This window comes from uncultured Allobosea sp. (assembly GCF_945957345.1).
Lineage (GTDB): Bacteria > Pseudomonadota > Alphaproteobacteria > Rhizobiales > Beijerinckiaceae > Allobosea.
In genome coordinates this window covers 160,473-177,483 of the sequence record NZ_CAMFKW010000003.1, presented here as the reverse complement: position 1 = coordinate 177,483, position 17,011 = coordinate 160,473, and the positions used below count along the sequence as shown (strand labels likewise).

Annotated in this window: 17 protein-coding genes; 7 read left to right on the top strand and 10 right to left on the bottom strand. The window is 65.7% G+C overall.

The window, feature by feature from the left end:
- Window positions 1-396 precede the first annotated feature (396 nt).
- Entirely contained in the window at window positions 397-1,029 is a 633-nt protein-coding gene (locus Q0Q36_RS02665) for a MarR family winged helix-turn-helix transcriptional regulator (protein ID WP_293795309.1), read from the top strand.
- Between the two features lie 11 nt (window positions 1,030-1,040).
- Here the strand turns inward: Q0Q36_RS02665 and Q0Q36_RS02660 are convergent, their stop codons facing one another.
- From Q0Q36_RS02660 to Q0Q36_RS02640, 5 genes are all read right to left on the bottom strand, one after another.
- A complete protein-coding gene (locus Q0Q36_RS02660) occupies window positions 1,041-1,397 on the bottom strand; it encodes a RidA family protein (RefSeq protein ID WP_293795308.1) in 357 nt (118 codons plus the stop codon).
- 50 nt (window positions 1,398-1,447) lie between these two features.
- Window positions 1,448-2,269, bottom strand: a complete 822-nt coding sequence (locus Q0Q36_RS02655; RefSeq protein WP_293795307.1) for an ABC transporter ATP-binding protein — start codon at window positions 2,267-2,269, stop codon at window positions 1,448-1,450.
- A 66-nt stretch (window positions 2,270-2,335) separates the two neighbouring features.
- Window positions 2,336-3,574, bottom strand: a complete 1,239-nt coding sequence (locus Q0Q36_RS02650) for an amidohydrolase family protein (RefSeq protein WP_293795305.1) — start codon at window positions 3,572-3,574, stop codon at window positions 2,336-2,338.
- Window positions 3,571-3,924 (bottom strand): hypothetical protein, encoded by a 354-nt coding sequence (locus Q0Q36_RS02645; protein WP_293795304.1) that lies wholly within the window; start codon window positions 3,922-3,924, stop codon window positions 3,571-3,573. Before Q0Q36_RS02645 ends, Q0Q36_RS02650 begins: the two co-directional genes overlap by 4 nt.
- Window positions 3,911-4,276, bottom strand: a complete 366-nt coding sequence (locus Q0Q36_RS02640) for a Rieske 2Fe-2S domain-containing protein (RefSeq protein WP_293795302.1) — start codon at window positions 4,274-4,276, stop codon at window positions 3,911-3,913. The genes Q0Q36_RS02645 and Q0Q36_RS02640 overlap by 14 nt, the downstream gene beginning before the upstream one ends.
- Before the next feature lie 109 nt (window positions 4,277-4,385).
- On the opposite strand from Q0Q36_RS02640, the gene Q0Q36_RS02635 reads away from it, so the two are divergent.
- Window positions 4,386-4,874, top strand: coding sequence for a MarR family winged helix-turn-helix transcriptional regulator (locus Q0Q36_RS02635; protein WP_293795300.1), 489 nt, complete (start codon window positions 4,386-4,388; stop codon window positions 4,872-4,874).
- Between the two features lie 97 nt (window positions 4,875-4,971).
- Here the strand turns inward: Q0Q36_RS02635 and Q0Q36_RS02630 are convergent, their stop codons facing one another.
- Together Q0Q36_RS02630 and Q0Q36_RS02625 are read right to left on the bottom strand one after the other, a co-directional pair.
- A complete protein-coding gene (locus tag Q0Q36_RS02630; RefSeq protein ID WP_293795299.1) occupies window positions 4,972-6,429 on the bottom strand; it encodes an aldehyde dehydrogenase family protein in 1,458 nt (485 codons plus the stop codon).
- 41 nt (window positions 6,430-6,470) lie between these two features.
- Window positions 6,471-8,267 carry a thiamine pyrophosphate-binding protein gene (locus Q0Q36_RS02625; RefSeq protein WP_293795298.1) on the bottom strand — a complete coding sequence of 599 codons (1,797 nt, stop codon included), beginning with the start codon at window positions 8,265-8,267 and terminating at the stop codon, window positions 6,471-6,473.
- A 303-nt stretch (window positions 8,268-8,570) separates the two neighbouring features.
- Here Q0Q36_RS02625 and Q0Q36_RS02620 point away from each other — a divergent pair, with 303 nt between their 5' ends.
- A complete protein-coding gene (locus tag Q0Q36_RS02620) occupies window positions 8,571-9,530 on the top strand; it encodes an ABC transporter substrate-binding protein (protein ID WP_293795297.1) in 960 nt (319 codons plus the stop codon).
- Window positions 9,531-9,633: 103 nt separating this feature from the next.
- Window positions 9,634-10,818, top strand: coding sequence for an alpha-hydroxy acid oxidase (locus Q0Q36_RS02615; protein WP_293795296.1), 1,185 nt, complete (start codon window positions 9,634-9,636; stop codon window positions 10,816-10,818).
- On the opposite strand, the gene Q0Q36_RS02610 is transcribed toward Q0Q36_RS02615, so the two are convergent.
- Window positions 10,806-11,405: a flavin reductase family protein gene (locus Q0Q36_RS02610; RefSeq protein WP_293795295.1), complete on the bottom strand. Its 600-nt coding sequence runs from the start codon at window positions 11,403-11,405 to the stop codon at window positions 10,806-10,808. The genes Q0Q36_RS02615 and Q0Q36_RS02610 overlap by 13 nt on opposite strands.
- Complete coding sequence (locus tag Q0Q36_RS02605) at window positions 11,405-12,904, bottom strand: 4-hydroxyphenylacetate 3-hydroxylase N-terminal domain-containing protein (protein ID WP_293795294.1); 1,500 nt, start codon at window positions 12,902-12,904, stop codon at window positions 11,405-11,407. Before Q0Q36_RS02605 ends, Q0Q36_RS02610 begins: the two co-directional genes overlap by 1 nt.
- Window positions 12,905-13,156: 252 nt before the next feature.
- Here Q0Q36_RS02605 and Q0Q36_RS02600 point away from each other — a divergent pair, with 252 nt between their 5' ends.
- From Q0Q36_RS02600 to Q0Q36_RS02590, 3 genes are read left to right on the top strand one after another with little or no spacing between them, the layout of a single operon-like run.
- Window positions 13,157-14,587 (top strand): UbiD family decarboxylase, encoded by a 1,431-nt coding sequence (locus Q0Q36_RS02600; RefSeq protein ID WP_293795293.1) that lies wholly within the window; start codon window positions 13,157-13,159, stop codon window positions 14,585-14,587.
- Between the two features lie 4 nt (window positions 14,588-14,591).
- Window positions 14,592-15,158, top strand: a complete 567-nt coding sequence (locus Q0Q36_RS02595; RefSeq protein WP_293795292.1) for a UbiX family flavin prenyltransferase — start codon at window positions 14,592-14,594, stop codon at window positions 15,156-15,158.
- Window positions 15,155-15,688 (top strand): TIGR02444 family protein, encoded by a 534-nt coding sequence (locus Q0Q36_RS02590; RefSeq protein WP_293795291.1) that lies wholly within the window; start codon window positions 15,155-15,157, stop codon window positions 15,686-15,688. The genes Q0Q36_RS02595 and Q0Q36_RS02590 overlap by 4 nt, the downstream gene beginning before the upstream one ends.
- On the opposite strand, the gene Q0Q36_RS02585 is transcribed toward Q0Q36_RS02590, so the two are convergent.
- The gene (locus Q0Q36_RS02585; protein ID WP_293795290.1) at window positions 15,689-17,011 is read right to left on the bottom strand and encodes an LLM class flavin-dependent oxidoreductase; all 1,323 of its coding nucleotides are present in this window, start codon (window positions 17,009-17,011) and stop codon (window positions 15,689-15,691) included. It abuts the gene before it with no gap.

Genomic DNA, 17,011 nt, shown 5'->3' with positions numbered 1-17,011 from the left:
CGCGCCGGCACAAACGCAGGCGCTCCACTGGATGGTTTTCTCACCGCCGTGCACAAATCGTCATGCTGTGCTCTGATCTGCTCGCGCAGCGACAGCTTTTCCGGGTTGGTCGTCAACACAGCCAGATACATCGCAGTCCGGCTCCATCGGAGATGATTGTAAGGGTACAAAAATATGCATAAATCCGTATATTAATGCGGGACCATCTGCAACTGCTTTTTCGCTCGCTTCGACAGCGGTGCCGACGGAGCAGGAAGAGCGATCGACGCGCTACCGGCGCCGCCTGTTTTGCACATCCGAGATTTTGCTAAACCTTGAAGCTAAGCAGGGTTCGTGCCATGGCAAAGGCTAACGGGCATTCCCGGCTTCGCCGAGCCGCGTGCAATTGGGTATGATATGACCGTCAGATCGAAGCGGGCCGAGACAGCGTCCGGAAAGAAGAAGAGTTCCGCGAAGGGCGAGGCGCAGGACGTTCAGCCGATCTCCTTCGAGCCGCCGCTGACGGTCTCGCATCGCGAGATGCTGGCTTCGGGGCGCGACGACGAGTTCAGGCAGGTGATCTATACGATCGTGCAGGTTCTGAGCGAGGTCGAATCCTGCGGTGCTGCGTTCGGACGCGCGATCGGTCTGACCCGCTCGCAGTTCGCGGTGCTCATGGGGGTCGCCTATCAGCAGGCCGACAGCGGGGTCCGAATCAACATGCTGGCGCGTTATGTCCAGCTCGCCTCGACCCATGTCACGACCGAAGTCGGCGTACTCTCGCGCAAGGGTCTCGTCTCGAAGACCGTGGACCCGGAGGATCGCAGAAGCGTGCTGGTCAGGCTCTCGCCGAAGGGAGAGGCGACGGTGACGTCGATCGCGCCTTTCGTCAGGCGCGTCAACGACCTGCTGTTCAAGGACATCAGCCGGGAGCAGCTCAAGACGTTGCGCGAGGTCTTCACGATCCTCTCGCTCAACAGCGAATTTGCGCTGGCCGAGGTGCGGCGCTCCGAGCGCGAGCAAGCCGCCAATCTTCAGAAAGCCGGCTGATCGCGGCACGCTCAGGGGCAGGCGGCGATCACGGCGATCTCGATCCGGCCCTTGCCGTTCAGCGTTGCGCCCACACAAGAGCGGGCCGGCAGGTTGCTCTTGTCGACCCAGGCTGACCAGGCGGCGTTGAAGTCCGTGAAGTCGTGTTCGAGGTTGGACAGCCAGACGGTGGCCGAGATCAGCGCCGATTTCGAGGTGCCGGCGGCCGCCAGGCACAGATCGACCTCCGCCAGCACAGCCTGAGTCTGCTGCGTCATGTCGGCATCGCCATTCGCGGGCATGATCCCGGAAAGATGGACACAGCCGTTCCAGCTCACGGAATCGCCCCGATGGGGCAAGCTGTTCCGGTTCTGGCGCTTAATCTCCATGGCGTCCTCCGCCGTCTCGTAGCGAGATGAGGTTGTCGACCAAGGGCGGACTATTTCATGCCGCGATTGGCTTCCTCGCGCAGGTCGGCCCAGATGCTGCCGACGAGCTTGCCGAAGCGCTCGCTGGTGATGATCTCGGACGAGCGCGGGCGCGGCAGGTCGATGTCGACGATGCGTTTGATGCGGCCGGGCCGGTAGGTCATGATCACCACCCGGTCGCTGAGCTGCACCGCTTCCGTCAGGTTGTGCGTGATCAGCAGCGTCGTCTGCTTCAGCGCCTGCTGGATCTGCAGCACCTTGTCGCCGAGCAGGATGCGGGTCTGCTCATCGAGTGCCGCGAAGGGCTCGTCCATCAGAAGGATCTTGGGGCGGACGGCGAGCGTGCGCGCGATCGAGACGCGCTGCTTCATGCCGCCCGACATCGCGGCGGGATAGTGGTTCTCGAAGCCTTCCAGCCCGACGAGCGCGAGCATCTCCCGCGCCCGCTCCAGGCGCTCCAGCTTGGGGACGCCAGCGGCCTCGAGCGGGAACAGCACGTTTTCCAGCGCCGTGCGCCAGGCGAAGGTCGATTCCTCCTGGAACACGCTGCCGATCGCGCGTCGCGCTGTCGCGTCCGACTGGCCATGGACGACCACGTCGCCGTCATAGCGCGCGAAGAAACCGCCGATGATGTTGAATAGGGTGGACTTGCCGCAGCCGCTTGGCCCGATGATCGAGATGAACTCGCCATCGGCGATGTCGAGGGTGAAGTCCTGCACGGCCCATTGCGGGGCCTGCGCCGAGCCATAGGCCTTCCCGACCTTGCGCAGGCTCAGCGCCGGGACCAGCGAGCCGGCAGCGGTCGCGGGCGGAAGGTGATCGACCATGGTCATGCTGCTCAGCGCCTCCTTATCGAAGCGGATGTGGGGAGGGCGGGCCGAGACCCGCCCACGCGGCCGTCAGGCGCCGGTCGCGGCCTGGCGCTGGTGCGAGCGCTCCAGCTTCCAGGGCGCGAAATGCGGTTCGAGCTTGAACAGCGACTGCGCGTTGCCGCCGAGGATGGCGCGCTTGCCCTGCTCCTTCAGGAACGGCAGATCGTAGATCGTGCTCGGCAGATCCATGTCCCAATGCGGATAGTCCGAGGAGTAGAGGAGCTGACTCTCGGCGTTGATCATCTTGAAGGTGAGCTCCAGCGCCTCCTGATTGTCGACCATCTCCATCGGCTGCGAGGTGTAGAACATCTCGCGCATGTAGTCGCTCGGCTTGCGCTTCAGCAGCGGCGCATCGGAGCTGCGCATCATGAACTCGTTGTCGAGGCGCTGCATCAGGAACGGCACCCAGGCGAGGCCGCTTTCGATCCAGAGCGTCTTGAGCTTGGGGAAGCGCTCCGGCATGCCGTTCATCAGCCAGTTCGTCATATGCACCATGTTGTGCCAGACGAAGCCGAGGGCGTGTACCGAGATGAAGCGGTTCATCAGGGCCGTCGACTTGTCGCCCCAGGTATAGGCGGCGTGGAAGCCGAGTGGCAGCCCGCGTTCCTGCAGTGCGCCATAGGTCTTCACGAAGGCGTTGTCCTGGACGCTCTTGTAATGCGTCGAGGTCACCATGAAGCCGATCACGCCCTTCCGGTCGCCGAATTCCTCGACGATCTTGTAGCAGGCTTCCGGATCGTTGAAGGGCAGGTAGAGCATCGAGGTCAGGCGCGGCTCTTCCGCCAGGATATTGTCGCAGAGCCAGCGGTTATAGGCGCGCGCCAGCGCGACCTCTGTCTCGACGCGCGGGCAGGTCGCGATGTTGAGCATCGGCGTCGGGAACATACAGGCCATGTCGACGCCCATCGGGTCCATCCAGCGCCGCATCAGCGTGAGGTCGCGGTGGATCGTCGGCGGCGTGACCTCGTGCCGGCGTAGCGGATAGCGCGTCACGCGGCCGGTCATCTCCTGATAGGAGCCGTCGATCGAGGTCACGCCGCCGCGCGCCATGCCCTGGTAGAGCGCCTCGTCGCGCAGCACCGGGTCCTCGATATATTTCGCGATCTCGCCGAAAGCCTCGGTCTCGTAGTGATGCGAGTCCACGTCGACGATGAGGAAGTCCTCGTAATGGCGGTCCTGCGCCTGCTGATAGGCATTGGCGAGGTGCTGTTCGGTGTCGAAGGTCTTGCGGGAGGGCTCGCGGAAGACGCCTGCGGTCGCGGTCATGGGCGTTCGCTCCGGTCCTGGGCGGCTTTCGCGACCTGGCGCGAGCCGATATTGGAGACCGCCTGCCAGGCGGCAAGTTCGAAGACGGCGAGCTCGACGCTTTCCAGGATCGCGGTGCAGGCGATCACGGCGTCGGTCGCCGAGAGGGTGTTGTTGCCGGAGAAGGCGGCGGGCGCCTCGCCCTCCTGCGCTTTCGCCGCCAACAGGCGGATCGCGCTTGCGAAGACGGCGCCGAGATGCGCGTCGTCGATCGCGTGGACGGCCCCCTCGTCGGCGGCTTCCGAGAAGCGCCGCGCCAGTTCGGCGGCCAGTTCGCCGGTCGAAAGCCCGGTTGCGTCAGAGCTGGACATAGACGGCGCCCTCCCTGACGACTGCCTTGTGCTTGTGCAGCCGGATGGCCGGATTGATCACGTGCTCGCCGGTCTTGATGTGGAATTCGTAGCCGTGCCACGGGCAGACGATATGCAGGTCGTTTTCGTCGTAGCGCTGGCCCAGGAACTGCCCGTCCTCCGCGAGAACGTCCTGCACCTGCGGGATGCGCACGCCCTCGCAGGCCGGACCGCCCTGATGCGGGCAGCGATTGCGATAGGCGAGATACTCGCCGTCGTGGAGCATCACGCCGATCTGCCGGCCGGGCTCGCCGACCAGCCGGACGCTGCCATCGTCCAGTTCGCCGACCTTGCACACATAGAGCTCGCTCATGAAACCCTCATTTTAATAAGGTGTATTATAATATGGCACCTTGTGATTTTCTGTCAATTGACAAGGTGCCTTATGTTTCGGCTATTGCGCGGATTTCGAAGGAGGGTTCATGGACGACCGTGGCAACAAGCGTGCCGATATCGGCATCGGCTGGCGCCTGCGCCGCGCCCATATGGCGTTCAGTCGCGGTTTCCGGCAGGAACTGGCCAAGGCGGACATGTCCTTCGGACAGTTCGTCCATCTTGAGAAGCTTTGGGAAAACGACGGCCCGACCCAGGCCGAGCTGTCCCGCGCGGTCGGCATCGAGACGGCCTCTTCCACGACGATCCTCGACGAGCTGGAGCGCCGTGCCTTCATCACGCGGGTCCGCAATCCGCAGGACCGGCGCAAGATCAACGTCTACCTGACCGAGGCCGGTCGCGCCCTGGAGCCCGTGCTCCTGGAGCGGGCCCGCGTCGTCAACCTTCAGGCCAAGACCGGCCTCAGCCACCAGCAGGTCGAGCAGCTCTTCCTGCTGCTCGAATCCGTGACCGAGGCGCTCAACGAGGTCTATCCGCAGGCCAGCCAGGGCGATGCGCGGGAGCGACTGCGGAGCTAGAGCATTCTCGAGCGCAGTGGGCACCGGTTCGCGTGAGGAAAATGCGATAAAACACGAAACCGGCCGGGTGAGGCGATGTCCCATCCCGGCACCCTCGTCACAACGCTACGTTGACGTTCTTGATCTGGGTGCATTCCAGCAGTTCCTCGATCGACTCCTCGCGGCCCATGCCGGACTGCTTGTAGCCGCCGAAGGGCGCCCCCGGGAAATGGGTGCTGCTGCCGTTGACCCAGATGTAGCCGGCCTGGACGCGCGCCGCAGCGCGATGGGCGGTCTTGAGATCCTGCGTCCAGATCGAAGCGGTGAGGCCGAGCTCGGAATCGTTCACCGCGTCGAACATCTCGTCCTCGTCATGCCAGCGGATGATCGACATGACCGGTCCGAAGATTTCCTCGCGGGCGATCGTCATGGCCGGCGTGACGTCGGCGAAGACCGTCGGGGGATAGAAAAAGCCCTTGGCGAAGGCGGGATCGGTCGGTGCCTCCCCGCCGGCGACGAGGCGAGCGCCTTCCTGCTTCGCAATGGCGACGTAATGCATCGTCTTGTCGAGCTGCTGGCGGCTGACGAGGCAGCCCATCTGCGTGGCCTCGTCGGTCGGCAGCCCGTAGGAGACCGTGCCGACCGCCTTCGCGATCCGCTCAACGACCTCGTCATGGATCGAGTCGTGCAGGAAGATGCGCGAGGTCGAGCCGCAGGATTGCCCGCACCAGGTGAAGTTCATCCCCTGTACGGCACCGGCCGCGACCTTGACCGGATCGCTATCGGGATAGGCGATCAGCGCGTTCTTGCCGCCGAGTTCGAGCCCGACCTTCTTCAACGTGCCGGCGGCGGCGCGCGCGATCGCTTTGCCGGTCGGAACCGAGCCGATCAGGCCGACCTTGGCGACCAGCGGATGCTCGACCAAAGCCTCGCCGCAGGCGCGGCCGCCGGTCAGCACGCCGATCACGCCAGCGGGGAACAGGGGGCCGATCAGCTCGGCGAGCCTGAGCGTCGAAAGCGGCGCCTGGTCCGGCGGCTTGATGATCAGGGCGTTGCCCGCAGCCAACGGCGCGGCGGCGCGCGAGGCGGCGAACAGGAAGGGATGGTTGAAGGCGTTGATGCGGACGACCACGCCGAGCGGCTCGCGCAGCGTGTAGTTCAGCGTGTCGTCGCCGAAGGGAATGGTCGAGCCTTTGAGTTCAGTGACCAGTCCCGCGAAGAATTCGAAGGCCTGCGCACCGCCCTCCGAGTCGCGGATCATGCGCTTGAACGGACCGCCCGAATCGGCGGAGTCGATCAGCGCGATCTCCTCGGCATGGTCGCGGATCACCCGGGCCGCCTCGCGCATGATCGCGGCGCGCTCGGCCGGCTTCACCGCCCGCCAGGTCTTGAAGCCCTCATAGGCCGCCCGTACGGCGGCATCGACGTCCGCCGCCTGCGCAACCGCGTAGCGGCCGAGGCTCTCGGCATTGGCGGGATTGAAGGTCTCCTCGGTCCCGCCGTCCTGTGCCGGGGACCAGCGGCCGCCGTAATAGAGCGCGCGGCTGCGGGGAAGCTTGTCGAGATAGGAGGTCATGTCGTCGCTCCGTCCAGTGTCGCCTGCGATGCCCTGCGCGCTCAGCCGCCGCCCCCGGCGTAGCCGGCCTCGATATGCACGTCGACCACGGCGACCTTGCCGGCCCGGACCTGCGCGACTGCCTCCTTCATGGCGGCGAGAAGCGCTTCACGATCGCGCACCGGTCCGGTCGCATGGGCGCCCTGGGCGCGCGCCATCGCGGCGATGTCCGGCTCCGGATCGGCGATGCGCTGGCCGATCCACTTGTTCTCGACCGGCCGGTCGCGGCGGCGCGCCACGCGCTCCTGGTGCTGCTCGTCGTTGAAATAGGAGCGGTTGTTGGCGACGACGATCAGCAGCGGAATGTCGTAATGCACGGCGCTCCAGATCGCGGTGACGCCCATCAGCGTGTCGCCGTCGCCGAGGATGCCGACAGGCAGATGATCGCTACCGCGCAGCGCCAGCGCCGAACCGACCGCCATGCCCGGCCCCGATCCGACGCCGCCGCCGCCGGAATGGCCGAGCTGGTCGAGCGGGTGGTCGAAATCCATCAGCGCGCCGTCCCAGCCCAGCGGGACGCGCGTCAGCGAGACCGGCCCGCCGTCATTCGCCTGATCGAGCGCATAGGCGATGTCGGCGAGCGTCAGTTCCGCCTTCGGCTCCGGCTTCGCCGGGCGCCGCTTGGTGGCGACATAGGCCTGTTTCGCGGCCGGCAGCTTCGCTACCAGCGCCGGTGTGAAAGCCTCCGGCGTCGTCGCGATGTGAAGGTCCACGGCCGGCAGCGCCATATGGTCGAAGCTGAAGCCGTTATGGACGTGGTGGTCGACCGAGACCTGGATGACCTTGGCAGGGCAGGGCTTGCCCGGCCAGACCACGCTGGCGAAGCCGGCGAGATCGACCCAGTCGAGCGAAAGGATCAGATCGGCTTCGGCCAGCCGCTCCTTCGCGGCCTTGGTCAGGTTCATGCCGGGCGGGCCGACATGCAGAGGATGGGCCGTCGGGAAGGCCGCGCCGACCTTGAGGTCCGTCACCACCATGGCACCGAGCTTTTCGGCCAGCGCGACGCGGGCGGCCCAGGCTTGCGTGTCGCGGGTCACGCGGCCCATCAGGATCGCGGGTCGCTTGGCGGCGGCGAGCATCGCCAGGACCTGGTCGAGCCCGGCGCTGTCCGGTGTCGGAGCGGAGATCGGCCGGTAGCGCCCGAGATCGCAAGGTTCGCTGCGCGGCTTGCAGGGCGATTCCTGGACCTCGGCGTCGAGATTGATATAGACGGGCCCGGCTGGAGCCGTGAGTGAGAGCTGCATCGCCCGCAGCAGAGCTTCCTCCGCGGCTTCCACGGAAGCGGGCTGGTCGTCCCATTTCACATAGCTGCGCAGCATCGCGCCCTGGTCGCGCATGGTGTGGATCCAGTCGATGAACGGCCTGCGCTTGGCCGCATCGACCGGTCCCGTCGCTCCGAGAACCAGCATGGGCAAGCGATCGCACCAAGCGTTGAAGATCGCCATGGTTGCATGCATCAGCCCGACATTGGCGTGCAGCGCGACGGCCAGCGGCTTGCCGCAGGCCTTGGCATAGCCATGTGCGATGGCGACGGCGTGCTCCTCGTGCAGGCACACCATCATCTTCGGCGCGGTGTTGCCGAGATAGTTGACCAGGCTGTCGTGCAGGCCCCGGAAGCTCGAACCCGGATTGATGCAGACATAGGGCAGGTCGAACTGCGCCAGCAGCGCCGCGATCCGGTCGCTGCCCCAGCCCTGGACCGGCGTGCCGCGCAGAAGCGGGGCCTCGACGGGAAGACTCTCGTCCGGGGCGCGTGCTGCGGTTTCGGGCCGGTTGCCCTTGGCCATCGTCGCGGTCATCGCAGATCCCCTCGTAAGGCGGATGAATTTACATCCAATAGAAAGATAAATATCGGAGGCTTTTCGGGCGGTCAAGATGCTCCGTTCGACACCGTCGTCAGAGGCAGTCCGGTGAACAGGCGAGGCCGTGCTGGTCCGCCGTTGGCTTGCGCAGCGGCTGCCCAATCTCTGCTATAATAGCTCCAAATTTAAGCTTGCTAATTAAATTGAAACTGTATCTAATTTCGCGTCTCGGCGGGAATTCGATCGCCGTGGCTGGAGTCGCAACAACGCATTCATTCGAGAAAGAAGAGGGGAAATGCGATGCGCAAGCCGATCATTGCCAGTCTGGTTGCCTTCTCGGCGCTGACGGCCGCCAGCACGGCGGTCCAGGCGCAATCGCCGGAGACGGTGAGGGTCTCCGTCTCCTTTGTCGGGCTGTGGGATACCTCCCAGCCGACCTTTTGCAAGGAGCGCGGCGAGTTCGCCAAGGCCGGCCTCGACGTTCAGATCACCCCGACGCGCGGCGGTTCCGAGACCGTGCAGGCCATTATCGCCGGGGGAGCCGACATCGGCTATTCGCCCGGCACCTCCGCCGTGATCGCCGCCTATGCGAAGGGGGCGCCGATCAAGATCGTGGGCTCGGAATTCGTGGGTCAGAACGACACCTTCTTCTATGTTCCGACCAACAGCCCGATCAAGACGATCGACGACATTGCCGGCAAGAAGGTCGCCTATCCGCGCCCGGGCGGAGCCACCGAGGCGGTTCTGTTCGGCCTCAAAGCGGAACGCAAGCTCGACTTCACCGCGGTATCGACGGGCGGTATCGACGCGACGCGCACCATGACCATGACCGGGCAGGTCGATGTCGGCTATTCGTTCCCGCCCTCGGGCCTTGACGCCGTCACCAGCGGCGAGATTCGCGTGCTGTTTGCCGGTGACGTCGTCGCCTCTCAGAAAAATATCTCGGCGCGCGTCAATATCGCTCATGCCGATTTCCTGAAGAAAAAACCCGGCACCGCCAGGAAATTCTTCAAGGTCCTCGATGAGTGCGTCGACTGGGCCTACAAGAACATTGACGAGAGCGCGAAGATGTATGCCGATCTCAACAAGATTTCGGTGCCGGTCGCTAAAGAGGCACTGAAATTTTATGGCCGGGATCAGTTGCGCTTCACGCCGGTCAAGGGCTTCGAGGCATCCATCAAGGGCGCGATCGAGGGAAAATTCATCGACAAGGATCTGACGGCGCAGCAGAAGACGGATATCTTCGATCTGTTGAACTGAGGCCTCCGCCTCGTCCCGGCCGGAAGGGTTCCATGCGCGCAATCGGTCTGCGCATGGAGCCCCGCATCCTCGGCCACTGCCACGCAGAGCAATTCCGCGCAGGATGGCCATGCGCTCGTTCGAGGCTCTCGAACCCCTCTACCCGACCACGCAGGACCTGCATCGCGCGGCCTTGCGTCACATTCCGCGCTTCGTCGCCGCCTATATCGACGGCGGTAGCGGCGCCGACGCGGCGGCGGCCCGCAACCGGCACGCGTTCGACCGAGTCACGCTGGTGCCGCGCTACGGGCGCGGGGGTGTCGTACCCTCTCTGGAGACCGTTCTGTTCGGGCAGGCCTATACGGCGCCGTTCGGGGTGGCGCCGATGGGGCTCGGTGCGCTGGTCAGGCCGCGCCTCGAAGAGCGGCTGGCCCGGGCGGCGCAAGCAGCGAAAATCCCCTATGTCCTGTCGGCGGCCGCCAGCGCGGACATCGAGACGGTCGCCCGACTGGCGCCGGACGTGTTCTGGTTCCAGCTCTTCGGCCTGCCGCGCGACGATCACCGGGTCACGCTGGATCTGGTGCGGCGGGCTGATATTGCCGGCGCCAGGGTGCTGGTGCTCACGGTCGATACGCCCGTCCAGGCCCGTCGGCCCAAGGACATCCGCAACCGGCTCGCAACGGCCGGGTTCGAGCGGCGCCCGGCCATTCTCGCCGACATCCTGTGCAGGCCGAGCTGGGCGGCCGAGATGCTGCGTCACGGCAGGCCGGGCTGCGAGATTTTCCGGCGCTATCTGCCGAAGGGCGCATCCGCCGCCGACCTCACCGCTTTCGCGCGTGCCGAAATCGAAGGCGGCTTCACCTGGGATTTCGTCCGCCGCATCCGCGATGTCTGGCCCCGGGCACTGGTCGTCAAGGGCGTGCTTCACGGCCGTGACGCCATCGAGGCGATCGGCGCCGGAGCCGACGGCATCATCGTATCCAACCATGGCGGCAGGACGTTCGACGCGGCGCCGCCCAGTCTGGACTGCCTGCCGGAGATCGCCGCCGCCTGTGACGGGAAGGCCGCCGTCATGCTCGACAGCGGCCTGCGCGGCGGGCTGGATATTGCCCGGGCGCTCGCTTCGGGAGCAGCCACGACGTTTCTGGGGCGCCCTTTCCTCCATGCCGCCGCAGCGATCGGAGAGGAAGGAGGCGACTATCTGATCAGATTGCTGCAGACGGAGCTGCGCCACAGCATGATCCAGCTCGGCACCTCGACCATCGAGGAGCTGGCATCAGTCGAGCGGGGCCGAGCTTACCAAGCGTAGACCCACCAGTGTTCGGAGGGGAGGGGTTCGACACGGGTCTTCGCATCGAGATTGCGATAGCTGCCGCCGAAAAACACCAGAGGCTGGGCTGCCTCGCCGCCATGGCGGGTCAGCGTCAGCACCCGGCCGAGAATGATGATGTGATCGCCGCCGTCGAGGATGCGATGCGTCTCGCATTCGAACCAGGCGAGGGCGCCGGGCAGGAGTGCTGCCCCGCTCGCCTCTCCACGCAGCGTCTTGACGCCCAGCCATTTGTCGCCTTGCGCGCGGCCGAAGCGGCTGGACAGGTCGCGCTGCGACTGGTCGAGCACGTTGATCGCGAAGCGCTCGACGCTGTTCCAGGCGGCGAAGGCCTTGGCATTGCGCCCGACACTGAACAGAACCAGCGGCGGGTCGAGCGAGACGGAGTTGAACGAGCTGACGGTGGCGCCGATCCGCTCGCCGCCGCTCTCCGCCGTGACGATGGTGACGCCGGTGGCGAACATGCCGAGCGCGGCGCGAAGGTCGAGGGCGGTGAAATCGGCCGCGCCGGCGTGGCCGCCGCCGGTGCTGTCCTGCGCCCGGACGGTTTCGCCCGCCGCGCTCATCACAGGGCCGGCATCGCCAGGGCGCGATCGACCAGGTCGGTCGAGCGCTTGACGTCGTAGTTCCGGTACATGTTCTGCTTCACAAGGAAGGAGGCACCGCCATAGAATTTCTCGTATTGCTGGTGGCGCGCACCGAATTCCGAGCCGATGAAATCCCAGGCCAGGCGCATCAGCGCGATCCGCTCGCGCGCGCCGGAAACGCTCGAAGCGAGGTAGCGCTCGATATCCGCCGCCGTCTCCGGGCTTTCGAGATCCTTGAGCGAGGAGGGCATGGTGATCATCGCCGCGCCGGTGAGCTCGCGGATGATCTCGATCATGCGCGGGTTGATCTCGGATTGGAGCGCCATCACCGCATAGAGCGCCGAGCGCGACGGCCAGACCACGCCGTTGTCGTCGATCGTCGCCTTGATCTCCTGCGATTCCAGCATCGTCTCGACGATCGAGGCCAGAGCGGCGAGTTCGCCCATCTGCACCATGACGGGAGGAACGCCGGCATTGCCGGTCGCCTCGTTCATACGCTGGGCGAGGCCGACCATGAAGCGCAGCTTCGTGGCGTAGCGCGCCTGCGCCTGCAGATTGCCATAGGCATGTGAAGGCGTCTTCCACCACTGGTCGCGGCAGACTTCGAGATTACGGTAGATGAAGACGTGCTCCCAGGGCACGAAGACGTTGTCGAGCACGACGAAACAGTCGGATTCGTCGAAGCGGCTGCTCAGCGGGTGGTCGAAGCCGTTCTGCGCCTGGCCAGCGAAGGGCCGGCGCGGATAGAGCTTTAGGCCCGGCGCGTTCATCGGGATCGCGACGCCGATCGCGTAGTTCTCGTCGCCCGGCTGCAGCGGATGGATACAGCTGAGATAGAGCACGTCCGAATAGAGCCCGGCGGTGGCGAGCTGCTGCGCGCCGGCGACGACGATGCCGCCGTCCTTCTCCTTCACCACACCGGCATAGAGCGCCGGGTCGCTCTGCTTGTGGGCGGGCTTGGAGCGGTCGATCTGCGGCGGCACGATCGCATAGGTTGCCCAGAGATGGTTCTCGCGCAGATGCTCGTAATAGGCGACGACGTTCTCGGCGAACTGCTTGCCGCCGGCCTCGAAGACCTCCGGAACCGCCGCGTAGCCGCAGAAGAAGCCGGAGACGTGGTCGGGCGTGCGCCCCATCATGCCGAAGCTGGCTTCCGACCAGGTCTCCGAAGCCAGCCGCTTGGCCTTGAGGTCGGCATGGCTGCGCGGAATCTGGAAGGCGCGCAGGACGCGGTTGCCCGTCGTCGGCGAGACATAGGTCATCCGCTCTGCCATCGCGGGATCAGCGGCGATGTCGTAGAGCTTCGCGGCCGAAAGCGCCGCCTGCCGGAGAGCCGGATGTTGGGTGACGTCGCGCACGCGCTCGCCGTCGATGTAGACGGCGCGACCATCGGCCAGCGAGCGCAGATAATCGTCGCCCGTGCGCATCGAACCGGTAGCCGGCGCGGGAGCAATATGGGCCTTCTGGACGGCGGACATTGCAGTTCCTCCGGGCGCCTCTCTTCAGAGGCAATTAGCTACGTTATGTAGCTTCTAAATGTAACTTAAATCTGTTTCTGTCAAGCGCCTTTCGCGAGCGTCCGTCGCTACGGATGTGCCCGGCTTGACAGGGAAATCGCGTTGCGCCTTATCATAAGATGGCTTACAAATTTGAGCGCGAGATGCGGCCTCCTATGGCTGTCGAAGGACGATGAGCCTGACTCGCGAAACTCGGAACAACGGGGAAAAGCGATGGCGGCTGTTCAGTACCGCGACCTGCGCGACTTCATCGGGCTGGTCGAAGGGATCGGCGATCTCAAGCATGTGCGCGGCGCCCCGGCGGAATTCGAGCTCGGTGCCATCACGGAGGTCGCTGCGGGCTCTCCGGCTTGTCCAGCCCTTCTCTTCGACGAGATTCCGGGGCTCCAGTCCGGTTTCAGGGTGTTCTCGAACGCGACGGTGAACACGCGCCGTGCCGCCTTGGCGCTCGGCATCGACCCGACGCTGTCCCCCCTCGAGGTTCTGAAGAGCTGGAAGGAGCGGCGAGGCACTCTGAAACCGATCGACCCGGTCACGGTGAAGGATGCCCCGTTTCTGCAGAACGGCATGGCCGAGGGCGCGATCGACATTTCGCGCTTCCCGGCGCCCGTATGGCACCGCAACGACGGTGGGCCCTATATCGGCTCGGGCAGCCTCGTCATCACCAAGGATCCCGACGAAGGCTGGGTCAATGCCGCGATCTACCGCGTGCAGGTCCACGGCCCCGACCGCGTGACGGTCCAGTTCGACCATAAGGGCCGCCACGGCGCGATGATCTCGAAGAAATACTGGGACCGGGGCGAGCCCTGTCCGATCGCGATCGTCAACGGGCAGGATCCGGCGCTCTTCATCGCCGGCTTCGAATATCTGCCTGAGCGGCACCCGGAATATGCCTTCGCGGGCGCGATCAAGGGCGAGCCGGTCGAGGTCTACGCATTGCCACTGACCGGCCTGCCCGTTCCGGCCCATGCCGAGATCATCCTGGAAGGCTATCTGCTGCCTTTCGATCAGGCGAGCCTGCCCGAGGGGCCGTTCGGCGAGTTCACCGGCTATTACGCCGCCGACAGGCGGCCGGCGCCCGTGATGGAGATCAAGGCCGTCCATTATCGCGACAACCCCATCCTGCTCGGATCGCCGCCCTTGAAGCCGCCACGCTTCCATTTCGGCATTCCATTCCGCGCCGCCAGCATCTGGGGCAATCTCGAAGCCTGCGGCGTCGGCGACGTGGTCGGTGCCTGGCAGCATGTCTCGCAGCTGATGACGGTCGTCGCGATCCGCCAGCGCTATGCCGGCCACGCCAAGCGGGCGGGACTGATCGCGGCGGCGAACAGCTATATGGGGCGCGTGGTCGTTGTGGTCGACGAGGATGTCGATCCCTCGAACCTCGCCGACGTGATGTGGGCAGTGACGACCCGCGCGGAACCTTCGGAGGATGTCGACATCGTCCGCAACGCCTGGAGTTCCTCGCTCGACCCGCGGATTTCGGCGGCGGATCGCGATGCCGGCCGCACCTCCAATTCCAAGATGATCATCGACGCCTGCATCCCCTTCGAGCATCTCGACAAATATCCGAAATCCTCGGCACTTTCCGTCGATGAGGCCCTGGCCGTGAAGCGGCGCTGGCCCGACATCCTGGGAGCGTGAAGTCATGGCGGCGAGCCGGCTGATCGTCGGCATTTCCGGCGCCTCGGGCGTCGTCTACGGCGTAGCCGTTCTCGATGCGGCCCGCGCGCTTGGTCTCGAGACCCATCTGGTGATGACGCGCTCGGCCAAGGTCACGCTCGCGCATGAGATGTCGCTGAAAGTGCGCGATATCGAAGCCAGGGCCGATCACGTCCATGCGGTCGAGGATATCGCCGCGCCGATCTCCAGCGGCTCCTTCAAGACGCTGGGCATGATCGTCGCGCCCTGTTCGATCCGGTCTCTGTCCGAGATCGCGCATGGCACGACGTCGAGCCTGCTGTCGCGCGCGGCCGATGTCGTGCTGAAGGAGCGGCGCAGGCTCGTGCTGATGGTGCGCGAGACGCCGCTGCATCTCGGCCATCTGCGCAGCATGGTCCAGGTCACGGAAGCCGGCGCCATCGTCATGCCGCCGGTGCCGGCCTTCTACGCCAAGCCCGAAAGCGTCGACGACATCGTGCGCCATTCGGTCGGACGGGCACTCGATCTCTTCGGCCTGGATGTCGGCGGGCTGAAACGCTGGGGCGAGGCATGATGGACGATGTCGAAGCAAACGGCGCCTTCGATCTCGACTCGCCGTTCTGGCGCTTCGCCTTGAAAGTCTACGCGCAGCCCGGCGTCTCCCCCCTTTGCCTGACGCTGCAGGACGAGAACGGCATCGACGTCAACCTGCTGCTCTTCGCCTGCTGGTGCGGCGGCACGGGACGCAGACTCACGGCCCAGCATGTCGAGACCGCTGCAGCCTCGACGGTGGCATGGACGGAAGGCGTCGTCCGCAATCTGCGGGCGGCGAGGCGGGCCTGGAAAATGATCGGGCCGGACGAGCCTCAGGCCTGGGCGGGGCGCGAGGCGCTGAAATCGGTCGAGCTGCTTTCCGAACGGATCGTCTGCGCCACGCTTTATGGCATGGCCGATCGGCTCGGATGCGTCCGGGAGGCTGAGCTGCATCCGATGGGTGCGATCGGGGCGAATCTCGGCTTGGTGTTGCGGCGAGCCGGGGTCGCGCCGGATCGCGTGGACGCGGCGGCTCGTCTGCTGGTCGATGCGTGCCGGACGGTTGCCTGATCAGCCGGCAGCGCGAGCTGCCGTGAACCGGTTTTCCGGCACGTCCAGGCCCAGGTGATCGCGCAGCGTTGTGCCGGCATAGTCCTGCCGGAACAGGCTGCGCTTCTGCAACTCCGGCACCACGAGCGCGACGAAATCGTCGAAGGTGCCGGGGAAAGTCGCCGGCACGAGCATGAAGCCGTCGCAGGCCGGACCCGTGAACCAGCTCTCCATGATGTCCGCGACCGTCTCCGGCGATCCGCAGGCGACGAGGTAGGCGCGCGAGACGGCGAAGATGTTGTAGATGTCGCGCAGCTTGCAGCCCGGCCGCTGCGCGATCGCGCGGATGACGGCATGGTAGCTGTGGATATGGGCGGAGGGCGGCAGGTCCGGCATCGGCCCGTCGAGATCGTAGCCGGACATGTCGTGGCCCAGTCGCTCGGACAGCGTGTTGATCGCGCTGCGGTCATCGACGAGCTCGACCATGGCGGCGAGCTTGGCCCGGGCCTCCTCGTCGGTGCGGCCGACCACGGGAAACAGCCCGGGCAGGATCTTGCACTGCTCCGGCACGCGCCCCGCGGCGGCGACGCCGTCCTTGGTCTCGCGGTAGAAGGCCTTCGCGGCGTCGAGATCCTGCTGGACGGTGAAGATCGCCTCGGCATAGCGGCAGGCGAAGCCACGGCCCGCATCCGAGGCGCCGGCCTGCACGATCACTGGCCGCCCCTGCGGCGTCCGCGACAGGTTGAGCGGGCCGCGCACCTTGTAGAAGCGGCCGTCATGCTCGATCGGGTGAATTTTGGCGGGATCGACATAGGCGCCGCTCGCACGGTCGGCGATGCGGGCGCCGTCCTCCCAGCTGTCCCATAGCGCCTGCACGACATCGACGAACTCAGCCGCCATTTCGTAGCGCAGGTCGTGCTCGACCGGTTGCGTCAGGCCGAAATTCGCGGCCGCTTGCGGCGTCGAGGTGGTCACGACGTTCCAGCCGGAGCGGCCGCCGCTGAGATGATCGAGCGAGGCGACGAGCCGGGCGAGATTGTAGGGCTCCGTATAGGTGCTGGAGCCGGTGCCGATCAGCCCGACACGGCTGGTGCGGGCCGCGAGCGCCGACATCAGCGTGAAAGGCTCGAACCGCGCGATCGAGCCGGGATGGTCGCCCGGCGCAGAGGCCAGCCCGTCGGCGATGAAGACGAAGTCGAGTTTTCCGCGCTCCGCCGTCTCAGCGATGTGCAGGAAGGCGCTGAAATCCTCGCTGCTGGTAAAGGAGCCCTCCATTCGCCAGCCCGCGACATGGTTGCCGGGGCCGACCGAGAAGACACCGAGATGCATCTGCCGGCCGGGCAT

Coding starts and splice junctions, on each gene's coding strand:
- Q0Q36_RS02665 (WP_293795309.1), top strand. CDS start 397: ATGACCGTCAGATCGAAGCGGGCCGAGACAGCGTCCGGAAAGAAGAAG.
- Q0Q36_RS02660 (WP_293795308.1), bottom strand. CDS start 1,397: ATGGAGATTAAGCGCCAGAACCGGAACAGCTTGCCCCATCGGGGCGAT.
- Q0Q36_RS02655 (WP_293795307.1), bottom strand. CDS start 2,269: ATGACCATGGTCGATCACCTTCCGCCCGCGACCGCTGCCGGCTCGCTG.
- Q0Q36_RS02650 (WP_293795305.1), bottom strand. CDS start 3,574: ATGACCGCGACCGCAGGCGTCTTCCGCGAGCCCTCCCGCAAGACCTTC.
- Q0Q36_RS02645 (WP_293795304.1), bottom strand. CDS start 3,924: ATGTCCAGCTCTGACGCAACCGGGCTTTCGACCGGCGAACTGGCCGCC.
- Q0Q36_RS02640 (WP_293795302.1), bottom strand. CDS start 4,276: ATGAGCGAGCTCTATGTGTGCAAGGTCGGCGAACTGGACGATGGCAGC.
- Q0Q36_RS02635 (WP_293795300.1), top strand. CDS start 4,386: ATGGACGACCGTGGCAACAAGCGTGCCGATATCGGCATCGGCTGGCGC.
- Q0Q36_RS02630 (WP_293795299.1), bottom strand. CDS start 6,429: ATGACCTCCTATCTCGACAAGCTTCCCCGCAGCCGCGCGCTCTATTAC.
- Q0Q36_RS02625 (WP_293795298.1), bottom strand. CDS start 8,267: ATGACCGCGACGATGGCCAAGGGCAACCGGCCCGAAACCGCAGCACGC.
- Q0Q36_RS02620 (WP_293795297.1), top strand. CDS start 8,571: ATGCGCAAGCCGATCATTGCCAGTCTGGTTGCCTTCTCGGCGCTGACG.
- Q0Q36_RS02615 (WP_293795296.1), top strand. CDS start 9,634: ATGGCCATGCGCTCGTTCGAGGCTCTCGAACCCCTCTACCCGACCACG.
- Q0Q36_RS02610 (WP_293795295.1), bottom strand. CDS start 11,405: ATGAGCGCGGCGGGCGAAACCGTCCGGGCGCAGGACAGCACCGGCGGC.
- Q0Q36_RS02605 (WP_293795294.1), bottom strand. CDS start 12,904: ATGTCCGCCGTCCAGAAGGCCCATATTGCTCCCGCGCCGGCTACCGGT.
- Q0Q36_RS02600 (WP_293795293.1), top strand. CDS start 13,157: ATGGCGGCTGTTCAGTACCGCGACCTGCGCGACTTCATCGGGCTGGTC.
- Q0Q36_RS02595 (WP_293795292.1), top strand. CDS start 14,592: ATGGCGGCGAGCCGGCTGATCGTCGGCATTTCCGGCGCCTCGGGCGTC.
- Q0Q36_RS02590 (WP_293795291.1), top strand. CDS start 15,155: ATGATGGACGATGTCGAAGCAAACGGCGCCTTCGATCTCGACTCGCCG.
- Q0Q36_RS02585 (WP_293795290.1), bottom strand. CDS start 17,011: ATGCCCGGCCGGCAGATGCATCTCGGTGTCTTCTCGGTCGGCCCCGGC.